Annotated in this window: 13 protein-coding genes; 11 read left to right on the top strand and 2 right to left on the bottom strand. The window is 58.3% G+C overall.

Translation table 11 applies throughout. The annotated features are described in order from the left end of the window. Positions 1–247: 247 nt before the first annotated feature. A complete protein-coding gene (locus tag KRR23_RS25665) occupies positions 248–619 on the bottom strand; it encodes a DUF6124 family protein (protein WP_216744729.1) in 372 nt (123 codons plus the stop codon). 342 nt (positions 620–961) lie between these two features. Between KRR23_RS25665 and KRR23_RS25660 the strand changes: the two genes are divergently transcribed. The 6 genes from KRR23_RS25660 (at position 962) to KRR23_RS25635 (ending at position 8379) form a co-directional block, all read left to right on the top strand. After that, a complete protein-coding gene (locus KRR23_RS25660; protein ID WP_216744728.1) occupies positions 962–2719 on the top strand; it encodes a carbamoyltransferase in 1758 nt (585 codons plus the stop codon). Continuing rightward, positions 2703–3833 carry a glycosyltransferase gene (locus KRR23_RS25655; protein WP_216744727.1) on the top strand — a complete coding sequence of 377 codons (1131 nt, stop codon included), beginning with the start codon at positions 2703–2705 and terminating at the stop codon, positions 3831–3833. Before KRR23_RS25660 ends, KRR23_RS25655 begins: the two co-directional genes overlap by 17 nt. Then, positions 3833–4729, top strand: coding sequence for an antimicrobial resistance protein Mig-14 (locus tag KRR23_RS25650; protein ID WP_216744726.1), 897 nt, complete (start codon positions 3833–3835; stop codon positions 4727–4729). The genes KRR23_RS25655 and KRR23_RS25650 overlap by 1 nt, the downstream gene beginning before the upstream one ends. After that, a complete protein-coding gene (locus KRR23_RS25645) occupies positions 4726–6153 on the top strand; it encodes a PIG-L deacetylase family protein (protein WP_216744725.1) in 1428 nt (475 codons plus the stop codon). Before KRR23_RS25650 ends, KRR23_RS25645 begins: the two co-directional genes overlap by 4 nt. Before the next feature lie 84 nt (positions 6154–6237). Beyond that, positions 6238–7194: a glycosyltransferase gene (locus KRR23_RS25640; RefSeq protein WP_216744724.1), complete on the top strand. Its 957-nt coding sequence runs from the start codon at positions 6238–6240 to the stop codon at positions 7192–7194. 81 nt (positions 7195–7275) lie between these two features. Then, positions 7276–8379 carry a glycosyltransferase gene (locus KRR23_RS25635; RefSeq protein WP_216744723.1) on the top strand — a complete coding sequence of 368 codons (1104 nt, stop codon included), beginning with the start codon at positions 7276–7278 and terminating at the stop codon, positions 8377–8379. Here KRR23_RS25635 and KRR23_RS25630 read toward each other — a convergent pair. Further along, positions 8365–8970 (bottom strand): toluene tolerance protein, encoded by a 606-nt coding sequence (locus KRR23_RS25630; protein ID WP_216744722.1) that lies wholly within the window; start codon positions 8968–8970, stop codon positions 8365–8367. The genes KRR23_RS25635 and KRR23_RS25630 overlap by 15 nt on opposite strands. A 109-nt stretch (positions 8971–9079) precedes the next feature. Here KRR23_RS25630 and KRR23_RS25625 point away from each other — a divergent pair, with 109 nt between their 5' ends. The 5 genes from KRR23_RS25625 to hldE all read left to right on the top strand — a co-directional run bounded on the left by KRR23_RS25625 (position 9080) and on the right by hldE (position 15097). Then, positions 9080–10252, top strand: coding sequence for an O-antigen ligase (locus tag KRR23_RS25625; RefSeq protein ID WP_216744721.1), 1173 nt, complete (start codon positions 9080–9082; stop codon positions 10250–10252). Between the two features lie 15 nt (positions 10253–10267). Then, positions 10268–12076: a lipid A export permease/ATP-binding protein MsbA gene (gene msbA / locus KRR23_RS25620; protein ID WP_216744720.1), complete on the top strand. Its 1809-nt coding sequence runs from the start codon at positions 10268–10270 to the stop codon at positions 12074–12076. 187 nt (positions 12077–12263) lie between these two features. After that, complete coding sequence (locus KRR23_RS25615) at positions 12264–12968, top strand: sulfotransferase family 2 domain-containing protein (RefSeq protein ID WP_216744719.1); 705 nt, start codon at positions 12264–12266, stop codon at positions 12966–12968. Next, positions 12961–13572, top strand: a complete 612-nt coding sequence (gene cysC, locus KRR23_RS25610; protein ID WP_216744718.1) for an adenylyl-sulfate kinase — start codon at positions 12961–12963, stop codon at positions 13570–13572. The genes KRR23_RS25615 and cysC overlap by 8 nt, the downstream gene beginning before the upstream one ends. 103 nt (positions 13573–13675) lie before the next feature. After that, entirely contained in the window at positions 13676–15097 is a 1422-nt protein-coding gene (hldE, locus tag KRR23_RS25605) for a bifunctional D-glycero-beta-D-manno-heptose-7-phosphate kinase/D-glycero-beta-D-manno-heptose 1-phosphate adenylyltransferase HldE (RefSeq protein WP_216744717.1), read from the top strand. The last annotated feature ends 111 nt before the right edge of the window (positions 15098–15208 follow it).

The raw sequence follows: 15208 nt of genomic DNA, 5'->3' as shown, positions 1-15208 counted from the left end.
CGGCCTCCCGACGGGGCGGGTGGATCAAGATCAACAGCAACAGCACGGCGGCCTACCGGCCGGCCTGAGTGGTAAGAGCGCGTACGGCTTAGATCTCGTTCCCACGCTCTGCGTGGGAATGCATCCTGTGACGCTCTGCGTCACGATTCGTGAGCAGAGGCAGAGCGTGGGAACGACCGCAATCATTCGCGGATATATACATATCAAAACGGTGGAACGGGCCGGGCGACCCTCCCACCGTGGGGTGTTACGGCGCCTCTGGCTGATCGAAATTATCCAGCGCTCGATTCACCAACAGTTCCCCCAACGAGATCATCTGCTGAATTGCCAGCGCTACATGTCGGCGCGTGCCTTCCAGCTCGAATGCCAGATCGCTGGCCAGCACATTGACCGAGGCGAGGGTTTCCGAGGCATGCGCCAGCAGGGTTTCGTTATCCAGATCAGGGATGACCGCGAAGATGTTGGAGGGACGTTTATCGGGCAGGTTGCCCTTGTCGAATGGTGGTTTGAGGTAGTGATCCAGCGCCCGTTCGGCGGCGTCGTGGAGTTTTTTCGAGTCGGTGGAGGCGTAGGGGGAAGTGCTTGGGGTTTCTGCGAGATCAGGAGTGATCTTGTGCATGGTGACGCTCCTAAGTGCGCCTGGAGTGTACTCGGGCTGCGAAACCCGGTCGCTGAATTGGCAGCGACCACCAGAGACTAGTCACGCGGCTTCCCACCAGCAACCTGAAAAACATGTCGGATGCTTCCCTGAAACCTACAGGCTTTATAAACATCGTTCTTTTTGTCGTCGTCGCTTGCTGTGTCCTGTTGAATATGAACTTTGTGCGTCAAACAACCTCTGGGTCATTCCCGCCATCTTTACGCTATAATCCCGCCCTTTAGCTGTTTCTCGCCCTTTTGCGAGGACACATTATTTTCAGGCGCACGTCGCCTGCATGCAGACTTAAGAGGCTAGACCCCTGTGGCATTGACGATTCTTGGCCTGTCCGGCGCCCTTAGCCATGATCCTTCCGCAGCCTTGTACATCGACGGCAAGCTGGTCGCGGCCGCTGAAGAAGAGCGCTTCGTACGCGATAAACATGCAAAGAACCGCATGCCTTACGAGTCGGCGAAGTTCTGTCTGGAACAGGCTGGCATCAAACCTTCCGACGTTGACGTAGTGGCGATCCCGTTTGCCCCGATCAGCCTGTTTGGCAAGGCCCGCTGGCACTACGCCAAGCGTTACTGGTACGCCCCTGATCGCGCGCTTGATGCGATCCTGATGGGCAACCGTCGCTACAAGCGCTATCGCAACAAGATTGTCTGGTGCCTCGAGCAACTGGGCTTCGATCCGAAGAAAATCAAGATCGAGCCGGTCGAGCATCACCTGGCCCACGCCTCCAGCGCCTACCACTGCTCCGGTTTCAAAGAGAAAACCGCGATCCTCGGGATCGACGGCAAGGGCGAGTACGCCACGACCTTCTTCGGTTATGGCGAGAACGGCAAGATCCACAAGATCAAGGAATTCTTCGACCCGGATTCCCTCGGTGGCCTGTATGGCGCGATCACCGAGTTCCTCGGTTTCGAGATGCTCGACGGTGAGTTCAAGGTCATGGGCATGGCGCCGTACGGCGACGCCAGCAAATATGATTTCTCCCGCTTGGCGTCGTTCGAAAACGGCGAGCTGGTGATCAACACCGATTACGCCAACGTCATCGGCCTGCGTCGCTACAAAGAAAAGGGCAAGGGTTTCTACTTCTCGCCGAAGCTGATCGAGTGGCTGGGTCCGAAACGCGAAGGCGATATTGCTGACGAGCCGTACATCCACTACGCCGCGAGCATGCAAGCGCTGTTCGAAAAACTGGCGTTGCAGATGATCGACCACTACCTGGGCGACGTGCTCAAGGAAACCGGCAAGCTGGCGTTTGCTGGCGGCTGTGCGTTGAACGTCAAGCTGAACCAGAAAATCATCGCTCGCGACGACGTCAAGGAATTGTTCGTACAGCCTGCGTCCGGCGATGCCGGCACGGCGGTGGGTGCTGCGGCTTACGTGTCCCACGCCCGTGGCGTACCGGTCGAGAAGATGGAGCACGTTTACCTCGGCCCGTCGTACAGCAACGAAGACGTGATTGCGGCCTGCGCCCGTCACCCGAGCGCGCCCAAGTGGCGCAAGCTTGACGACATGCCGGAGAAGATCGCCAAAATCATGGTCGACGGCAACCCGGTGGCCTGGTTCCAGGGACGCATGGAGTTCGGTCCGCGTGCGCTCGGCGGTCGTTCGATCATCGGTTGCCCGAGTGCCACGGGCGTGGCTGACCGGATCAACCATCAGATCAAGTTCCGCGAGCGCTGGAGGCCTTTCTGCCCGTCGATGCTCGACACCGTGGCGCCGCAGATGATCAAGATCGATCACCCGGCACCGTTCATGACCTTCACCTTCGAAGTGGCTGAAGAGTGGAAAACCCGCGTGCCGGAAGTCGTCCATGAAGACGGTACGTCCCGTGCCCAGGTGCTCAAGCGCGAATACAACCCGCGTTATTACGACATGATGAAAGCGCTGGAAGTGCTGACCGGTAACGGCGTGTCGCTGAACACCTCGCTGAACCGCCGCGGCGAGCCGATGATCTGCTCGCCGACCGATGCCCTGAACATGTTCTTCGGTTCCGATCTACAGTATCTGATCATGGAAGACATTCTGGTGGTCAAAGACGGCGCGGACGCTTATGACACGCTCGGCTGAACGCCATGTGCTGCAGTTCTGTCACGGCTATGACGGGCCGTTCCTGGACTGCGCCCGACAGTACGCGAGCCTGTTTGCAGGGTCTGGTTATCGAGTGACCACGGTGTTTCTCACCGGGGTTGCCGATGCTGACGTTGCGGCAGGCTGTGCGTCTGATGAAGTGCTGTTCATGGAATACAGCTCCAAGGCCATTCGTGGCCTGAAGCTTTCGGCGATTGCCGATCTGCGCAAAATCGCCCAGTCGCGCAATTTCAGTTTTTGTATCGCCCACCGTTTCAAGCCGATCTACATCGCCTTGCTTGGTACGGCGCTGCCGGTAATCGGCGTGCACCACGCCTTTGGCGATTACCAGCGGCGGACGCGCAAGCTGTTCGCGCATATTTTTCGCAAGCGCCTAAGCCTGCTCGGGGTTTCCGATGCGGTCCGCGACGACATGCGCCGTTGCCTGCCGAAGTGGCCGGCGGCGCGGATTCAAACCCTCTACAACCGCATCGATGTCGACGCGTTGCAGGCCACTCAGGTGTCCTTCGATGAGGCGCGCGACGCTTTGGGGCTGTCGCCGGATGCGTGGGTGATCGGCAACGTCGGTCGCCTGCACCCGGACAAGGACCAGGCCACTTTGCTGCGCGGCTTTGCCCAGGCCTTGCCGCGTTTGCCGGTCGGCAGTCAACTGGCGATTCTTGGCAGCGGACGTCTGGAGCAGCGGCTCAAGGATCTGGCTCGTGAAATCGGTATTGGTGATCGTGTGCTGTTTCTCGGTCAGGTGCCGGAGGCGCGTCGCTACTTCCGGGCTTTCGATGTGTTTGCCCTGAGTTCCGACCACGAGCCATTCGGCATGGTGCTGCTCGAAGCGATGGCCGCCGGTGTGCCATTGCTGGCCACCGCGTGCGGCGGGGCTGCGGAGGTGGTCGAAGGTGTCGGTATTTTGTTCCCGCAGGGGGATGTCGAACACCTGGCGCAGGGCCTGCAACATCTGGCGGTGATGAATCAGCACGAGCATCAGGTCTGCGCCGAAATGATGCTTGATCGCCTGCGCGAGCGCTTCTCGGATCGTGCAGTGCACGAGGCGTTCTGGCGTCTGCCGCACGTCCTTGAACTGACGGCGAGGGCCTGATGCTCAACCGATTTCAAGGCTGGCGCGAGCGTGGCTGGTCCGTTGTCGATGCGTCGACGTATCGCGATGCCTGGCAGCGTTTTGGCGGTAGCGTCGCAACGCATCCACTGGTGGTCGAACGCCTGGCGCAGTTGGCCGATATCCCGGTGCGTTACCTGGCCTGGGAGCAGGGTGGCGAACTGAAAGCCGCGATCCCGACCTGGGGCCGCGACCTGGCATTGTCCAAGGACGTGCTCAAGCGTAATGGCAAGAAAGGTTTGTTCGATCTTGGCAACGCTGAATTCATCCTGCCAGCTGCAGCCGACGCGCAAGCGCTGTTGCGGCACCGCGGGCGCTACTTGTCGGCGCTGAATGAAGGTCGCTTTGCCGGTCTCAAGCTGCAAGCCGAACAACTGGCCATGGCCCGCACACCTGAAGAGCTGTCGAAGAAGTTTCGCTACAACCAGCGCCGTGAACTGCGCTTGCTGGAAGAGGCCGGTGGCGTAATACGACCGGTCAGCGACTTTTCCAGTCAGGAACTCGCGGCGATTTATTGCGATCTGTTCCAGCGCCGCTGGGGATTTCCGGCAACCGGTGCGCCGCGCATGGGCGAGGTGCTCGAGCTGCTACGCGAGCTGATGATCGGCTCGGTGATTTTCCTCAACGATGCGCCGATTGCGATTCAGTTGGTCTACCGTGTTGAAGCGCCAGAGTGGATCAGCGTCGAGTACATCAACGGTGGCGTCGACCCCGAGACTCGTGAGTTCAGCCCCGGCAGCGTATTGAGTTTTCTCAATACCCAAAGCGCCTGGGAGCACGCACGAGCAATCGACAAACCGCTGCGCTTTTCCTTCGGGCGTGCTGATCGTGAATACAAGGACCGCTGGTGCAACCCTGTGCCGGTGTTCACCGTATGAGCCAGACCATGAGCCTGCCACTCAATCGCAAGCAGCAACTGCTCAAGCGTCATCGACGTAACAAGCGCATCGGTCTGTTGATCGGTGTCCTGCTGTTGATTGCCGTTGGCCTGCTGGTCACCTGGTGGCTGCCGCTGGTACTCGCGGTCCTGGCCTGGGTTGCTCATGAAGCGTGGTTTGCCGACCATTTGTTTTACTCGCCCAAGGACGATTACCAATACAGCTTCCCGCCCTACACGCAGCAGCCCAAGGTCCGGCTGGAGGGGGCGCGTCTGCTGCTCGATGACGGCGTCATCCTGACCGACGACACCACGCTGGTACTGGTACTGCGGGTAAAAAGCACCTGGCTGGGACGCTTTTTCGATCCTGCAGTCGAGTTGTCGGGTGGCGATAATCCAGACCGACAAGCCTTCGAGCGTGGTGTAGACGGCCTGCGTTACCTCAATCTCAGTGGTCAGGCGCATGTTCTGTCGCAGGGCGATTTACGTGTGCGCGGGCGTTTCTGCCGATTGCTCGGCGAACCCATGCTCTGGTCGTTCGAACAACCTGATTACCGCCGTCAGCGAGTGATGGTGATCGCGCCTCACGCCGACGATGCGGAGCTGGCCGCTTTCGGTTTGTACAGCCAGGCCGACGAGGCCTGGATTGTCACGTTGACCGCCGGCGAAATTGAAGCCGGGCACTATCAGCAGATGGGGCTGGACGCCGTCGAGGCGTCGCGCATCAAAGGCCGTTTGCGTGCCTGGGACAGTATTGCGGTGCCGCGCTGGGCCGGCGTGCCTGAATCGCAGTGTGTGCAATTGGGGTATTTCTGCCTGCAATTGCCAGCCATGCAGGCGGCGCCGGACCAACCGGTGGGCTCGCGTGAAGCGAATCTGAACGACACGCGACTGTTTCGCCAACTCAATCCGTTTGCGTTGCCCGGTGACAGCGATGGTGCACCGACCTGGAATAACCTGCTGGCCGATCTGCGCGAACTGCTGCTCAAGGCGCGCCCTGAAGTGATCGTCCTGCCGCACTCCTCGCTGGATCCGCATCCCGATCACATCTGTGCACAGCATGCGGTGCTGGAAGCCTTGAAGGGGCTTGAGTGGCAGCCGACTACACTGCTCGGATACGCGAACCATCTGCACGACAATGATCGCTGGCCAATGGGTGATTCCGAGGCCGGGATTGCGTTACCGCCGGTGTTCGATCCGGCGCACGTGCTACAACCCTATTGCCTGGTATTGTCGATCGAGCAACAGCGCGACAAGGCTATGGCGCTGGGGATGATGCATGACTTGCAGCCGCGTGCGCCGTTCAAGCGTCGGATGCGTCGCGGGCTGCAGCGTCTGCTGGCAGGGCGTTCAGGCTCGCCTTACGGCGAGAACGAATTTTTTCGCAAGGCTGTGCGTCGGCATGAGCTGTTCTGGCGTTTGTAAATGGTTGTCGCATGGAGTCTTTCTGCCAGGGCAGAAGGGTGATTTCAGGCTTTTGTCGGGCTGTTCAATGCTGCAAGGAAGACAATGAAGGTTCTATTTCTGGTGCAGAAAGAACAGCGGGCCATTCTGGACCGTTTGTACGAAGGTGTGGCCGCTCATTGCGAATGCGACCTGCGCTGGTTGAGCAGTGATGAACAGCGCAACCTGCGTGGCTATTTCCGGCGTGAAGTGGATGTGTCGCGCTATGACCGTATCGTGTTCTTCCTGCGGTTCAAGCAGGAAATCCGCCAGGTCGGGTTCATTCGCACGATTCCCAATCTGGTGATTCTTGAACACGATGCCTACCAGAACTACATTCCCTGCAAGTACACCGGCAAGTTCAGTGCGCATTACCGCCGCCTGCCGTGGGCGCGGGTGATCAGTTCCGGTTTCGTGGTCGCCAAGCGTTTACGTGAAGAAGGCTTTGACGCGGTGTTCGTGCCCAAGGGCTATGACCAGACCCTGTTGCAGGATCAGGGGCGTGAGCGCGATATCGAACTGGCCTTCGTCGGCAGTACCAATAGCGTGGCGTACAGCGGTCGCAAAGCGCTGCTCGATGAGTTGGCGGGTGTCGAACCCTTGGTAGTGACTCGTACCCATTCCGGTGACGAATATCGCGACACGCTCAACCGTATCCGCTTCTTCGTCAGTGCCGACGTTGGTATGGGCGAGTTCATGATCAAGAACTTTGAAGCGATGGCCTGTGGCTGCGTGTTGTTGGCCTTCGATCAGGGGGATGAGGAAACTCGGGCTCTGGGGCTGCAGGATATGCACAACGTGGTGCTTTATCGGGATATCCCGCAACTGCAGGAAAAACTCGCCAGGCTGCGTGCCGATCCTGAGTTGGCTTCGATCATTGCCCGAAACGGACGCGATCTGGCGGTCAGTCAATTCAGCTTCGCACGTATTGGTCAGCGTATTGTCGAAGAGCTCCAGCCGGCTTTGAGGCCTCGCGCCGCATTGAGTCTGATCGAACGGTTACGCCTGAAGCTGGGCATTTGACAGGGTTTTCAAATCATTGAAAGTGCTCGAAATCATAATAAAACGTGCCATCAGCCGATGTGAAAAAGGGCTTTCCGCTCGATGAGTATCCTTAATGTCATGTGGTCCGGGGGGGCTGCCTATGCCTCTGTCCACAAGGTTCATCTGCAGATACTTGCTCAGGTAGAACCCGCAACACCGATCAATACCTGGCTGTTGCAGGGTAGTGCGCGCGGCTGTGTCGCTGAAATCGGTGAAACGCGGGAGTGGCATCTGTCCTCCAATCAACTCAAGGGCAGGCGTTTCTGGAAACTGCTGACGCTGTGGATGCAGGCGCGTTTTTATCACGCCCTGAATCAAAGTGACGTGCGCGTGCTGTTGCTCGACGGCTTAGGCACGGCTCGTGCCCTGTTACCGGTCCTCAAGAAGCTGCCGCAGTTGCGCGCGGTGGTGCTTTTTCATGGCGCGACCCGGATCAGCGCAGCCGATCGCAAGTTGCTTTCACGATTTCCCGCTTCACAGCTGACCCTTGCGGCGGTTTCGCAAACCCTGGCCAACGCACTTGAGGCCGATTTACAGATTCCCGTCGTCACGTTGCGCAGTGCGCTCGATCCACTGGCTTTTCGTTCCCGGTTGCTTTCTCGTGAGCAGGCGCGTGCTCGGCTGCAATTGCCCGTCGACAACACACCTGTCGTGGGGGCTGTAGGGCGCCTGGTTGGCAAAAAAGGCTTTGCATGCCTGATCGAAGCCTTTGCCAAGGCGCTGACACAGCGCCCGCAGTTGCGCCTGGTGATTATTGGGGAAGGTCAGGCAAGGGCTGCGCTGGAGGTGCGGGTCAACCAGCTTGGGTTACGCGACAAGGTGCTGTTGCCCGGAAACCTGGAGGATGCAGCGACGCTTTTTCGGGCTTTCGACTGGATCGCGATCCCGTCACTTGAGGAAGGTCTTGGCTTGATCCTGCAAGAGGCGGTAATGGCCGGTGTCCCGGTGCTGTCCAGCGATTTGGCAGTGTTTCGCGAGCAATTGGCAGGGGCGGGCTGTTACGCCACGCCAGAGGATGTGACCGCCTGGAGCGAGGCGTTAATACAGGCGCTTGGTGTCGCTTCTGAATCGGTCGCTGCGGCTCAATTCACTGTACTTTCGCCGGACGACGCCTGGCTGGAATTCAGCCAGGTTGCCCGCAGGTTGTTGTCATGCACAGAGTAGGGTTTGCTCCAGCGTCTGCATTGGAAAGCTCTCGTTCAGCTTCTCTCGATCAATATACCGTGCGAAGTGTTGCAGGTTGCGCTTGACCAGGTGCTGCGGCAGCGGCCCCCGCAAGAAGCGCATGTCGGCGACGTCGATCAGGCCGAACTGGTTGCCTGGAGTCACGACGATGTTGCCCAGGTGCAGCGAGCGAAAGTAGACCCCGGCTGCATGGAGTTCGCGGATGAATGCGGTCAGTGCCGGCAGGGTCTGTTGCCAGTCGAAGCCGTTTTTGTCTGCCAGCTGGCGCAGGGTTTCTCCTGGCAGGGGACGGTAAAGCACGGCCGTCATGCCAGGCGTATCCAGCTGATGGAGTGTGAGCGTCTGAAGGGTAGGAATGCCGAGCTTTTCGAGTCGGGCGGCATTGTCGATGAAGCGCTTTGAATAGGGGCGAAACAATGCCGACGAGAGAAGCCGCTTGCGGCGAAACAGTTTGAGGATGTTCCCGTCCGGCAGAAGAAATACTTTCGGGCCGAAGCTGTCGGCTTCTAGTACTCTGGCGCCTTTAATCATCTGATTTAAAGCGGCTTGTGGAAGCCGGAAGCATTGCATGTAGAGAGCCTTGTAGAAATTGCGGGCGTATTGGCGATCAATGATGCCGAAAAGTTGCTGTTTTCACCATGCCGGCTTGGCGATCGGACGATTTAACGAGGAAAGGTCAATGCAGGAAACGCGTTGGGCGCAGGTATGGATGACGACCGGATTGTTCTGGTTTTTGACTGCCATTGCTTTTGCGCCGACCAATAAGCTTTATCAGCAAGGGTTGACCGTGTTTCTCTGGTTGCCGGCAATGTTTTTTGCCTGGTCGGCACGTGCCCGGTTATTTGAGCTTTGGCAAGCACAGCGGGTGTTTTGTCTTGGGCTGCTCGGGCTGGTGCTGTGGTCGTTGATCAGCGTGTCGTGGACTCATGATGATGACCTGACACGGGGCGCCAAACGCATATTGTACATCGTGGTGTTCCTGTTGTTTTTTCCGGTATTTGCCAATGCCCGTCCGGAGCGTGTCGTGCGTGTCATGCAATGGGGCGGCCTGGGCCTGGCATTGAGTGCACTGTTGGCGGCCATCAAGTTTTATCTGATCGACGGCAACACCTGGACCGCGCGCGTTGAAGGGTTGGGGGAGTTGAGTCACCCGATTCTGGGCGGTTACGTACTGGGCGTGGCGGCGGTCTGGATGATCCATTGGGTACCCCGGACCCGTTGGCTACAAGGTGCCTGGTTGGTTGCACTGGGTTTGCTCGCAGGCTTTGTCGTGCTGAGCCAGAGTCGTGGCGCCGCGCTGGCGCTGTTGCTGACGCTGGTGGCAATGCCCATTTGGAGCCGCAACCGACGTAGCTGCATCATCGCTATTGGCGCACTGGTGCTGGCGATGCTGGCGTTCTGGCTTTTCGAACCGCTGGTGTTGGCTCGCGGTACCTCGTACCGGCCTCAAATATTGATGGCCAGTCTGAACATGATCGCTGCACATCCCTTGCGTGGCCTGGGATTGGAGTCTGGCTACACGGTGCTTGCCGAAGGCGTCGAATTTGATCACGCGCACAACCTGTTCACCCATATTGCAATCGAATTGGGGCTGCCAGGGCTCTTGCTGTGGTGTGTGGTCTGGTTTGCGGTATTGCGTGAAGCATGGCGAGCTCGTGAAACGCTGTATGGTCAGGGTGTCATCGGGATCTGGCTGTTCTCGTTCCTGGCCATGCAATTCGATGCGGCCAGCATCAGTGGATCGCCACGAGCCGAATGGTTCATCAGCTGGCTACCGGTTGGCCTCGCCACCGTTTTGGTATGGACACAGGCCAAATACAAAGCCTGTGATAAAATTTCGCGTTCAACCTAATCAGTGAGCTCTACGATGAGTGCAGCACCGCCCAATGCGGAACAGGAATCAAGCCTGAAAATCTATTTGCGACTGTTGGGGTATGTAAAACCCTACGTTGGCATTTTCCTGTTGAGTATCGTGGGTTTTGTGATATTTGCCTCCACCCAGCCGATGCTGGCCGGGATTCTCAAATATTTCGTCGATGGCTTGAGCAACCCTGAAGCAGTGCTCTTTCCCCACACTCCGTATCTACGTGAGTTGAAGTTGCTGGTTGCCGTGCCGCTGTTGATCATCTTGATCGCTGCCTGGCAAGGGCTTGGTTCGTTCCTGAGTAACTACTACCTGGCCAGAGTTTCCCTGGGGCTGGTTCATGACTTGCGGGTGGAGTTGTTCAACAAGCTGCTGGTGTTGCCTAACCGTTATTTCGATACCCACAACTCCGGGCATCTGATTTCCCGTATCACCTTCAACGTGACCATGGTGACCGGTGCTGCAACAGACGCCATTAAAGTGGTGATTCGCGAAGGTCTGACCGTAGTTTTTCTGTTCGGCTACCTGTTGTGGATGAACTGGAAGCTCACCTTGGTGATGCTGGCGATTCTGCCGCTGATTTCCTTCATGGTCGGCAATACCAGCAAGAAATTTCGCAAGCAGAGCAAGAAGATTCAGGTGGCGATGGGCGACGTGACTCACGTCGCGTCCGAAACCATTCAGGGCTATCGAGTGGTTCGCAGCTTCGGTGGTGAAAGCTACGAGCAACAGCGCTTTGCCAAAGCCAGTCAGAGCAACACCGACAAGCAATTGCGCATGACCAGAACCAGTGCAATTTACACCCCTGCACTGCAACTGGTGATTTATAGCGCCATGGCCGCATTGATGTTCCTGGTGCTGTTTCTGCGTGGTGATGCGACGGCCGGTGATCTGGTGGCCTACATTACGGCTGCGGGTTTGTTGCCCAAGCCGATTCGTCAGCTGTCCGAAGTCAGCTCGACTATTCAGAAAGGCGTGGCGGGTGCTGAAAGCATTTTCGAACAGCTCGATGTCGAGCCGGAGCTCGATGCTGGCACTATCGAGCGCGAGCGTATCAGCGGTCGTCTGGATGTACACAACCTGAGTTTCACTTACCCGGGCACTGATCGCGAGGTGTTGAAAAACATCAGCTTCACTGCGACGCCGGGGCAGATGATCGCACTGGTTGGACGCTCGGGAAGTGGCAAGTCGACGCTGGCCAGCCTGATCCCGCGTTTCTACCATCATGAAACGGGGCAAATACTGCTCGATGAAGTAGAGATTGAAGACTATCGCCTGCGTAACCTGCGCAAGCATGTCTCTCAGGTCACACAACACGTCACCCTGTTCAACGATACCGTGGCCAACAACATCGCCTACGGTGATCTGGCCGGGGCTCCTCGTGCAGACATCGAGAAAGCTGCACAAGATGCCTATGCGATGGACTTCATCTCCCAGTTGCCACATGGCCTGGACACTGAGGTCGGCGAGAACGGGGTATTGCTGTCCGGTGGTCAACGTCAGCGTCTGGCCATTGCTCGCGCCTTGCTGAAAAACGCACCGTTGCTGATTCTCGACGAGGCGACTTCGGCACTGGACACCGAGTCCGAGCGGCATATTCAGGCAGCGCTGGATAAGGTCATGAAGGGTCGTACCACGCTGGTGATCGCACACCGTCTGTCGACTATCGAAAAGGCCGATCTGATCCTGGTGATGGACCACGGTGAAATTGTCGAGCGCGGTACTCACGCCCAACTGCTGGCACAGGGCGGGTACTATTCGCGTCTGCATGCCATGGGACTGGACGAACCCTCTCCGGCGGACATAGCCTGAGCTCGACGCCAGGGTGAGCATCGCTCACCCTGTCAGCCTCCCGGGCGCGCAACGCGTCCGACGATTTGTATCCAGCCCTTTACATACTTGACCAAGCCTAAATAATTCTGCGTGCCGTGCTTGTTATGGTTCCTGCTTCGATTGTGAATGCAAACGGGAAGGACAACCTTCTCGTGCGGGGACTGGAATGTTGCAACGTCACCTCTGGAAACTACTCCCCAAAACACAGCGCACCTTTTTGCTGGGCCGTTTGTCGGTCGTTGACCGGCAAGCCGTGAACAAGTCGATGTCAGGCAATACCGTTTTTCCTGCACACTTTCAGCAGTGCTCATGCCTGTTCATCCATGTTCCGAAATGTGCCGGCAGCAGCGTGTGCTCGGCGTTGTTCAATGGTTGGGCGCCTGGACACCTGCCGCTGTACTGGTACGAACAGCAGTTTCCCGAACACTACGCACGCAGTTTCAAGTTTGCGTTTGTCCGCGATCCATTGGAGCGGGTTTATTCCGCCTATGCCTATTTGCGCGGCAACCAGTTGCCGCAACGGGATGAATCGGCTCGGCTGTTGGTCAACAGTTACCGGGATTTTGATGATTTCGTCGGGCATTGGCTGCACCCGGATAACATCCGTAAACAGCTTCATTTTGCACCGCAAACCGACTTTTTGAATGACTCCATGGGGCGCATGGCGATGGATTTCGTCGGCTATCAGGAACACCTGGAACGCGACTTTCAACTGCTCTGCCAGCATCTCGGCATGACGTCATCGTTGCCTCATCTGAATATCTCGCAAGAGCGTCGCGCTGAGCCCGTACGCGATTTTTGCTCGGTGCGCACACGGCGCCTGGTACGGCGTGCCTATCAGCGTGATTACGAGGTGCTTGGTTATGAATGAGTCGCCGCTCATTGCTGCACATTCGTCGAACATTCGCCCCTTTGCATTGTCGTTGTCGCCCTCGGCCCGAGCAGCGCTCAAGCATCAGCAACCGTGTTGTCTGTGGCTGACGGGGCTGTCGGGTGCTGGCAAGTCGACCTTGGCCAATGCACTCGAGTTGCAGCTCAATGAGCTGGGGCGCCACACCTTTGTGCTGGATGGCGACAACGTGCGCAACGGTTTGTGCAATGACCTGGGTATGGGCGCTGCAGCGCGCAAGGAAAATATCCGGCGTATTGCCGAAGTCGCGCGGTTGATGGTCGACGCGGGGTTGATTGTGATTGTCTCGGCGATTTCGCCGTTTCAGGCTGATCGAGCATCGGCCAGAGCCTTGTTCCGCACGGACGAGTTTCTTGAGGTATATGTCAGCACGCCGTTCGACATCTGCGCCCGGCGCGATCCCAAGGGTTTGTATCAAGCTGCACTGCAGGGGCGAATCAAGGACTTCACCGGTCTCGACAGCCCTTATGAAGCACCGCAGCAGGCGGACTGCGAAATCAACACCGACGAGGTCGAGCTGGCTGAAGCCGTGCAGCACGTCCTGGCTGTTTTGCTTAAAAAATGAACAATGTAGCGGCGTAATGCACACCTGTTGAAGCTGTCGAACTAGGCAGCGTTCACCCTGTGCTAATATCGCGCCCCTGTTCATTTTGTATGTGGGTTGCACCATGAAGTTGTCCATGCCGCGATTCGATCAAGCCCCTGTCTTGGTGGTCGGCGATGTCATGCTCGACCGTTACTGGCATGGTGGTACCTCACGGATTTCTCCTGAGGCGCCGGTGCCGGTGGTCAAGGTCGAGCAAATCGAAGACCGCCCGGGCGGTGCTGCCAACGTTGCCTTGAACATTGCCGCGCTCGGCGCGCCGGCGTCCCTGGTCGGTGTGACCGGTGATGACGAGGCCGCCGACAGCCTGACCAATAGCCTAAAAGGCGCCGGTGTACGTGCACTGTTCCAGCGCATCGCGCATCAGCCGACCATCGTCAAACTGCGGGTCATGAGTCGCCACCAGCAATTGCTGCGTATCGACTTCGAAGAACCGTTTGCCACCGACGCGCTGGCGCTCGGGGCTGAAGTCGACGGCCTGCTCGAAGGTATCAAGGTGCTGGTGTTGTCCGACTACGGCAAAGGCGCGTTGAAGAACCACCAGGTGCTGATCCAGGCCGCACGTGCCCGTGGTATTCCGGTGCTGGCGGATCCCAAAGGCAAGGATTTCTCGATTTACCGCGGTGCGAGCCTGATCACCCCGAACCTCAGCGAGTTTGAAACCATTGTTGGTGGTTGCGTCGATGAGCACGATCTGGCTAGCAAGGGCGCGAAGCTGATGCACGACCTTGAACTCGGCGCCTTGCTGGTCACGCGTGGCGAGCACGGCATGACCTTGCTGCGTCCTGATCATCCGGCGCTGCACTTGCCCGCACGGGCCCGTGAAGTGTTCGACGTGACCGGTGCCGGTGATACGGTGATTTCTACGTTGGCGGCGGCGATCGCTGCTGGCGAAGAACTGCCGCACGCGGTGGCCCTGGCCAACCTGGCCGCTGGCATCGTGGTCGGCAAGCTGGGTACGGCAGCGATCAGTGCTCCGGAGTTGCGTCGCGCGATTCAGCGTGAAGAAGGTTCCGAACGGGGTGTCCTGGGCCTGGAGCAATTGCTGCTGGCCGTCGACGATGCGCGTGCGCACAAAGAGAAGATCGTGTTTACCAATGGCTGCTTCGACATCCTCCATGCGGGCCATGTGACCTACCTGGAGCAGGCGCGGGCGCAGGGCGATCGTTTGATCGTTGCGGTCAACGACGATGCGTCGGTGAGCCGCTTGAAAGGTCCTGGGCGGCCGATCAACAGTGTTGACCGGCGCATGGCGGTATTGGCGGGTCTGGGCGCGGTGGACTGGGTGATCAGCTTCTCTGAAGGCACTCCGGAAAACCTCCTGGCACAGGTCAAGCCGGACGTGCTGGTCAAGGGCGGCGATTACGGGATCGACCAAGTGGTCGGCGCCGACATCGTCAGCGCTTATGGCGGAACAGTGAAAGTGCTGGGGCTGGTGGAAAACAGCTCGACGACGGCTATTGTCGAAAAAATCCGCAAGACCTGAAACGACGCTGCAAGGGGCTTGCTGTGGCGAGGGGGCTTGCCCCCGCTCGCCTGCGAAGCAGGCGCAATACAACATGCGCGACTGAGAACTTAGGGCCGCTTCGCGGCCCAG

Source organism: Pseudomonas sp. CVAP#3, from assembly GCF_018986375.1.
Taxonomy (GTDB): domain Bacteria; phylum Pseudomonadota; class Gammaproteobacteria; order Pseudomonadales; family Pseudomonadaceae; genus Aquipseudomonas; species Aquipseudomonas helvetica.
Note: the sequence above shows the minus strand (reverse complement) of the source record. Positions and strands in the feature narration are given on the sequence as shown.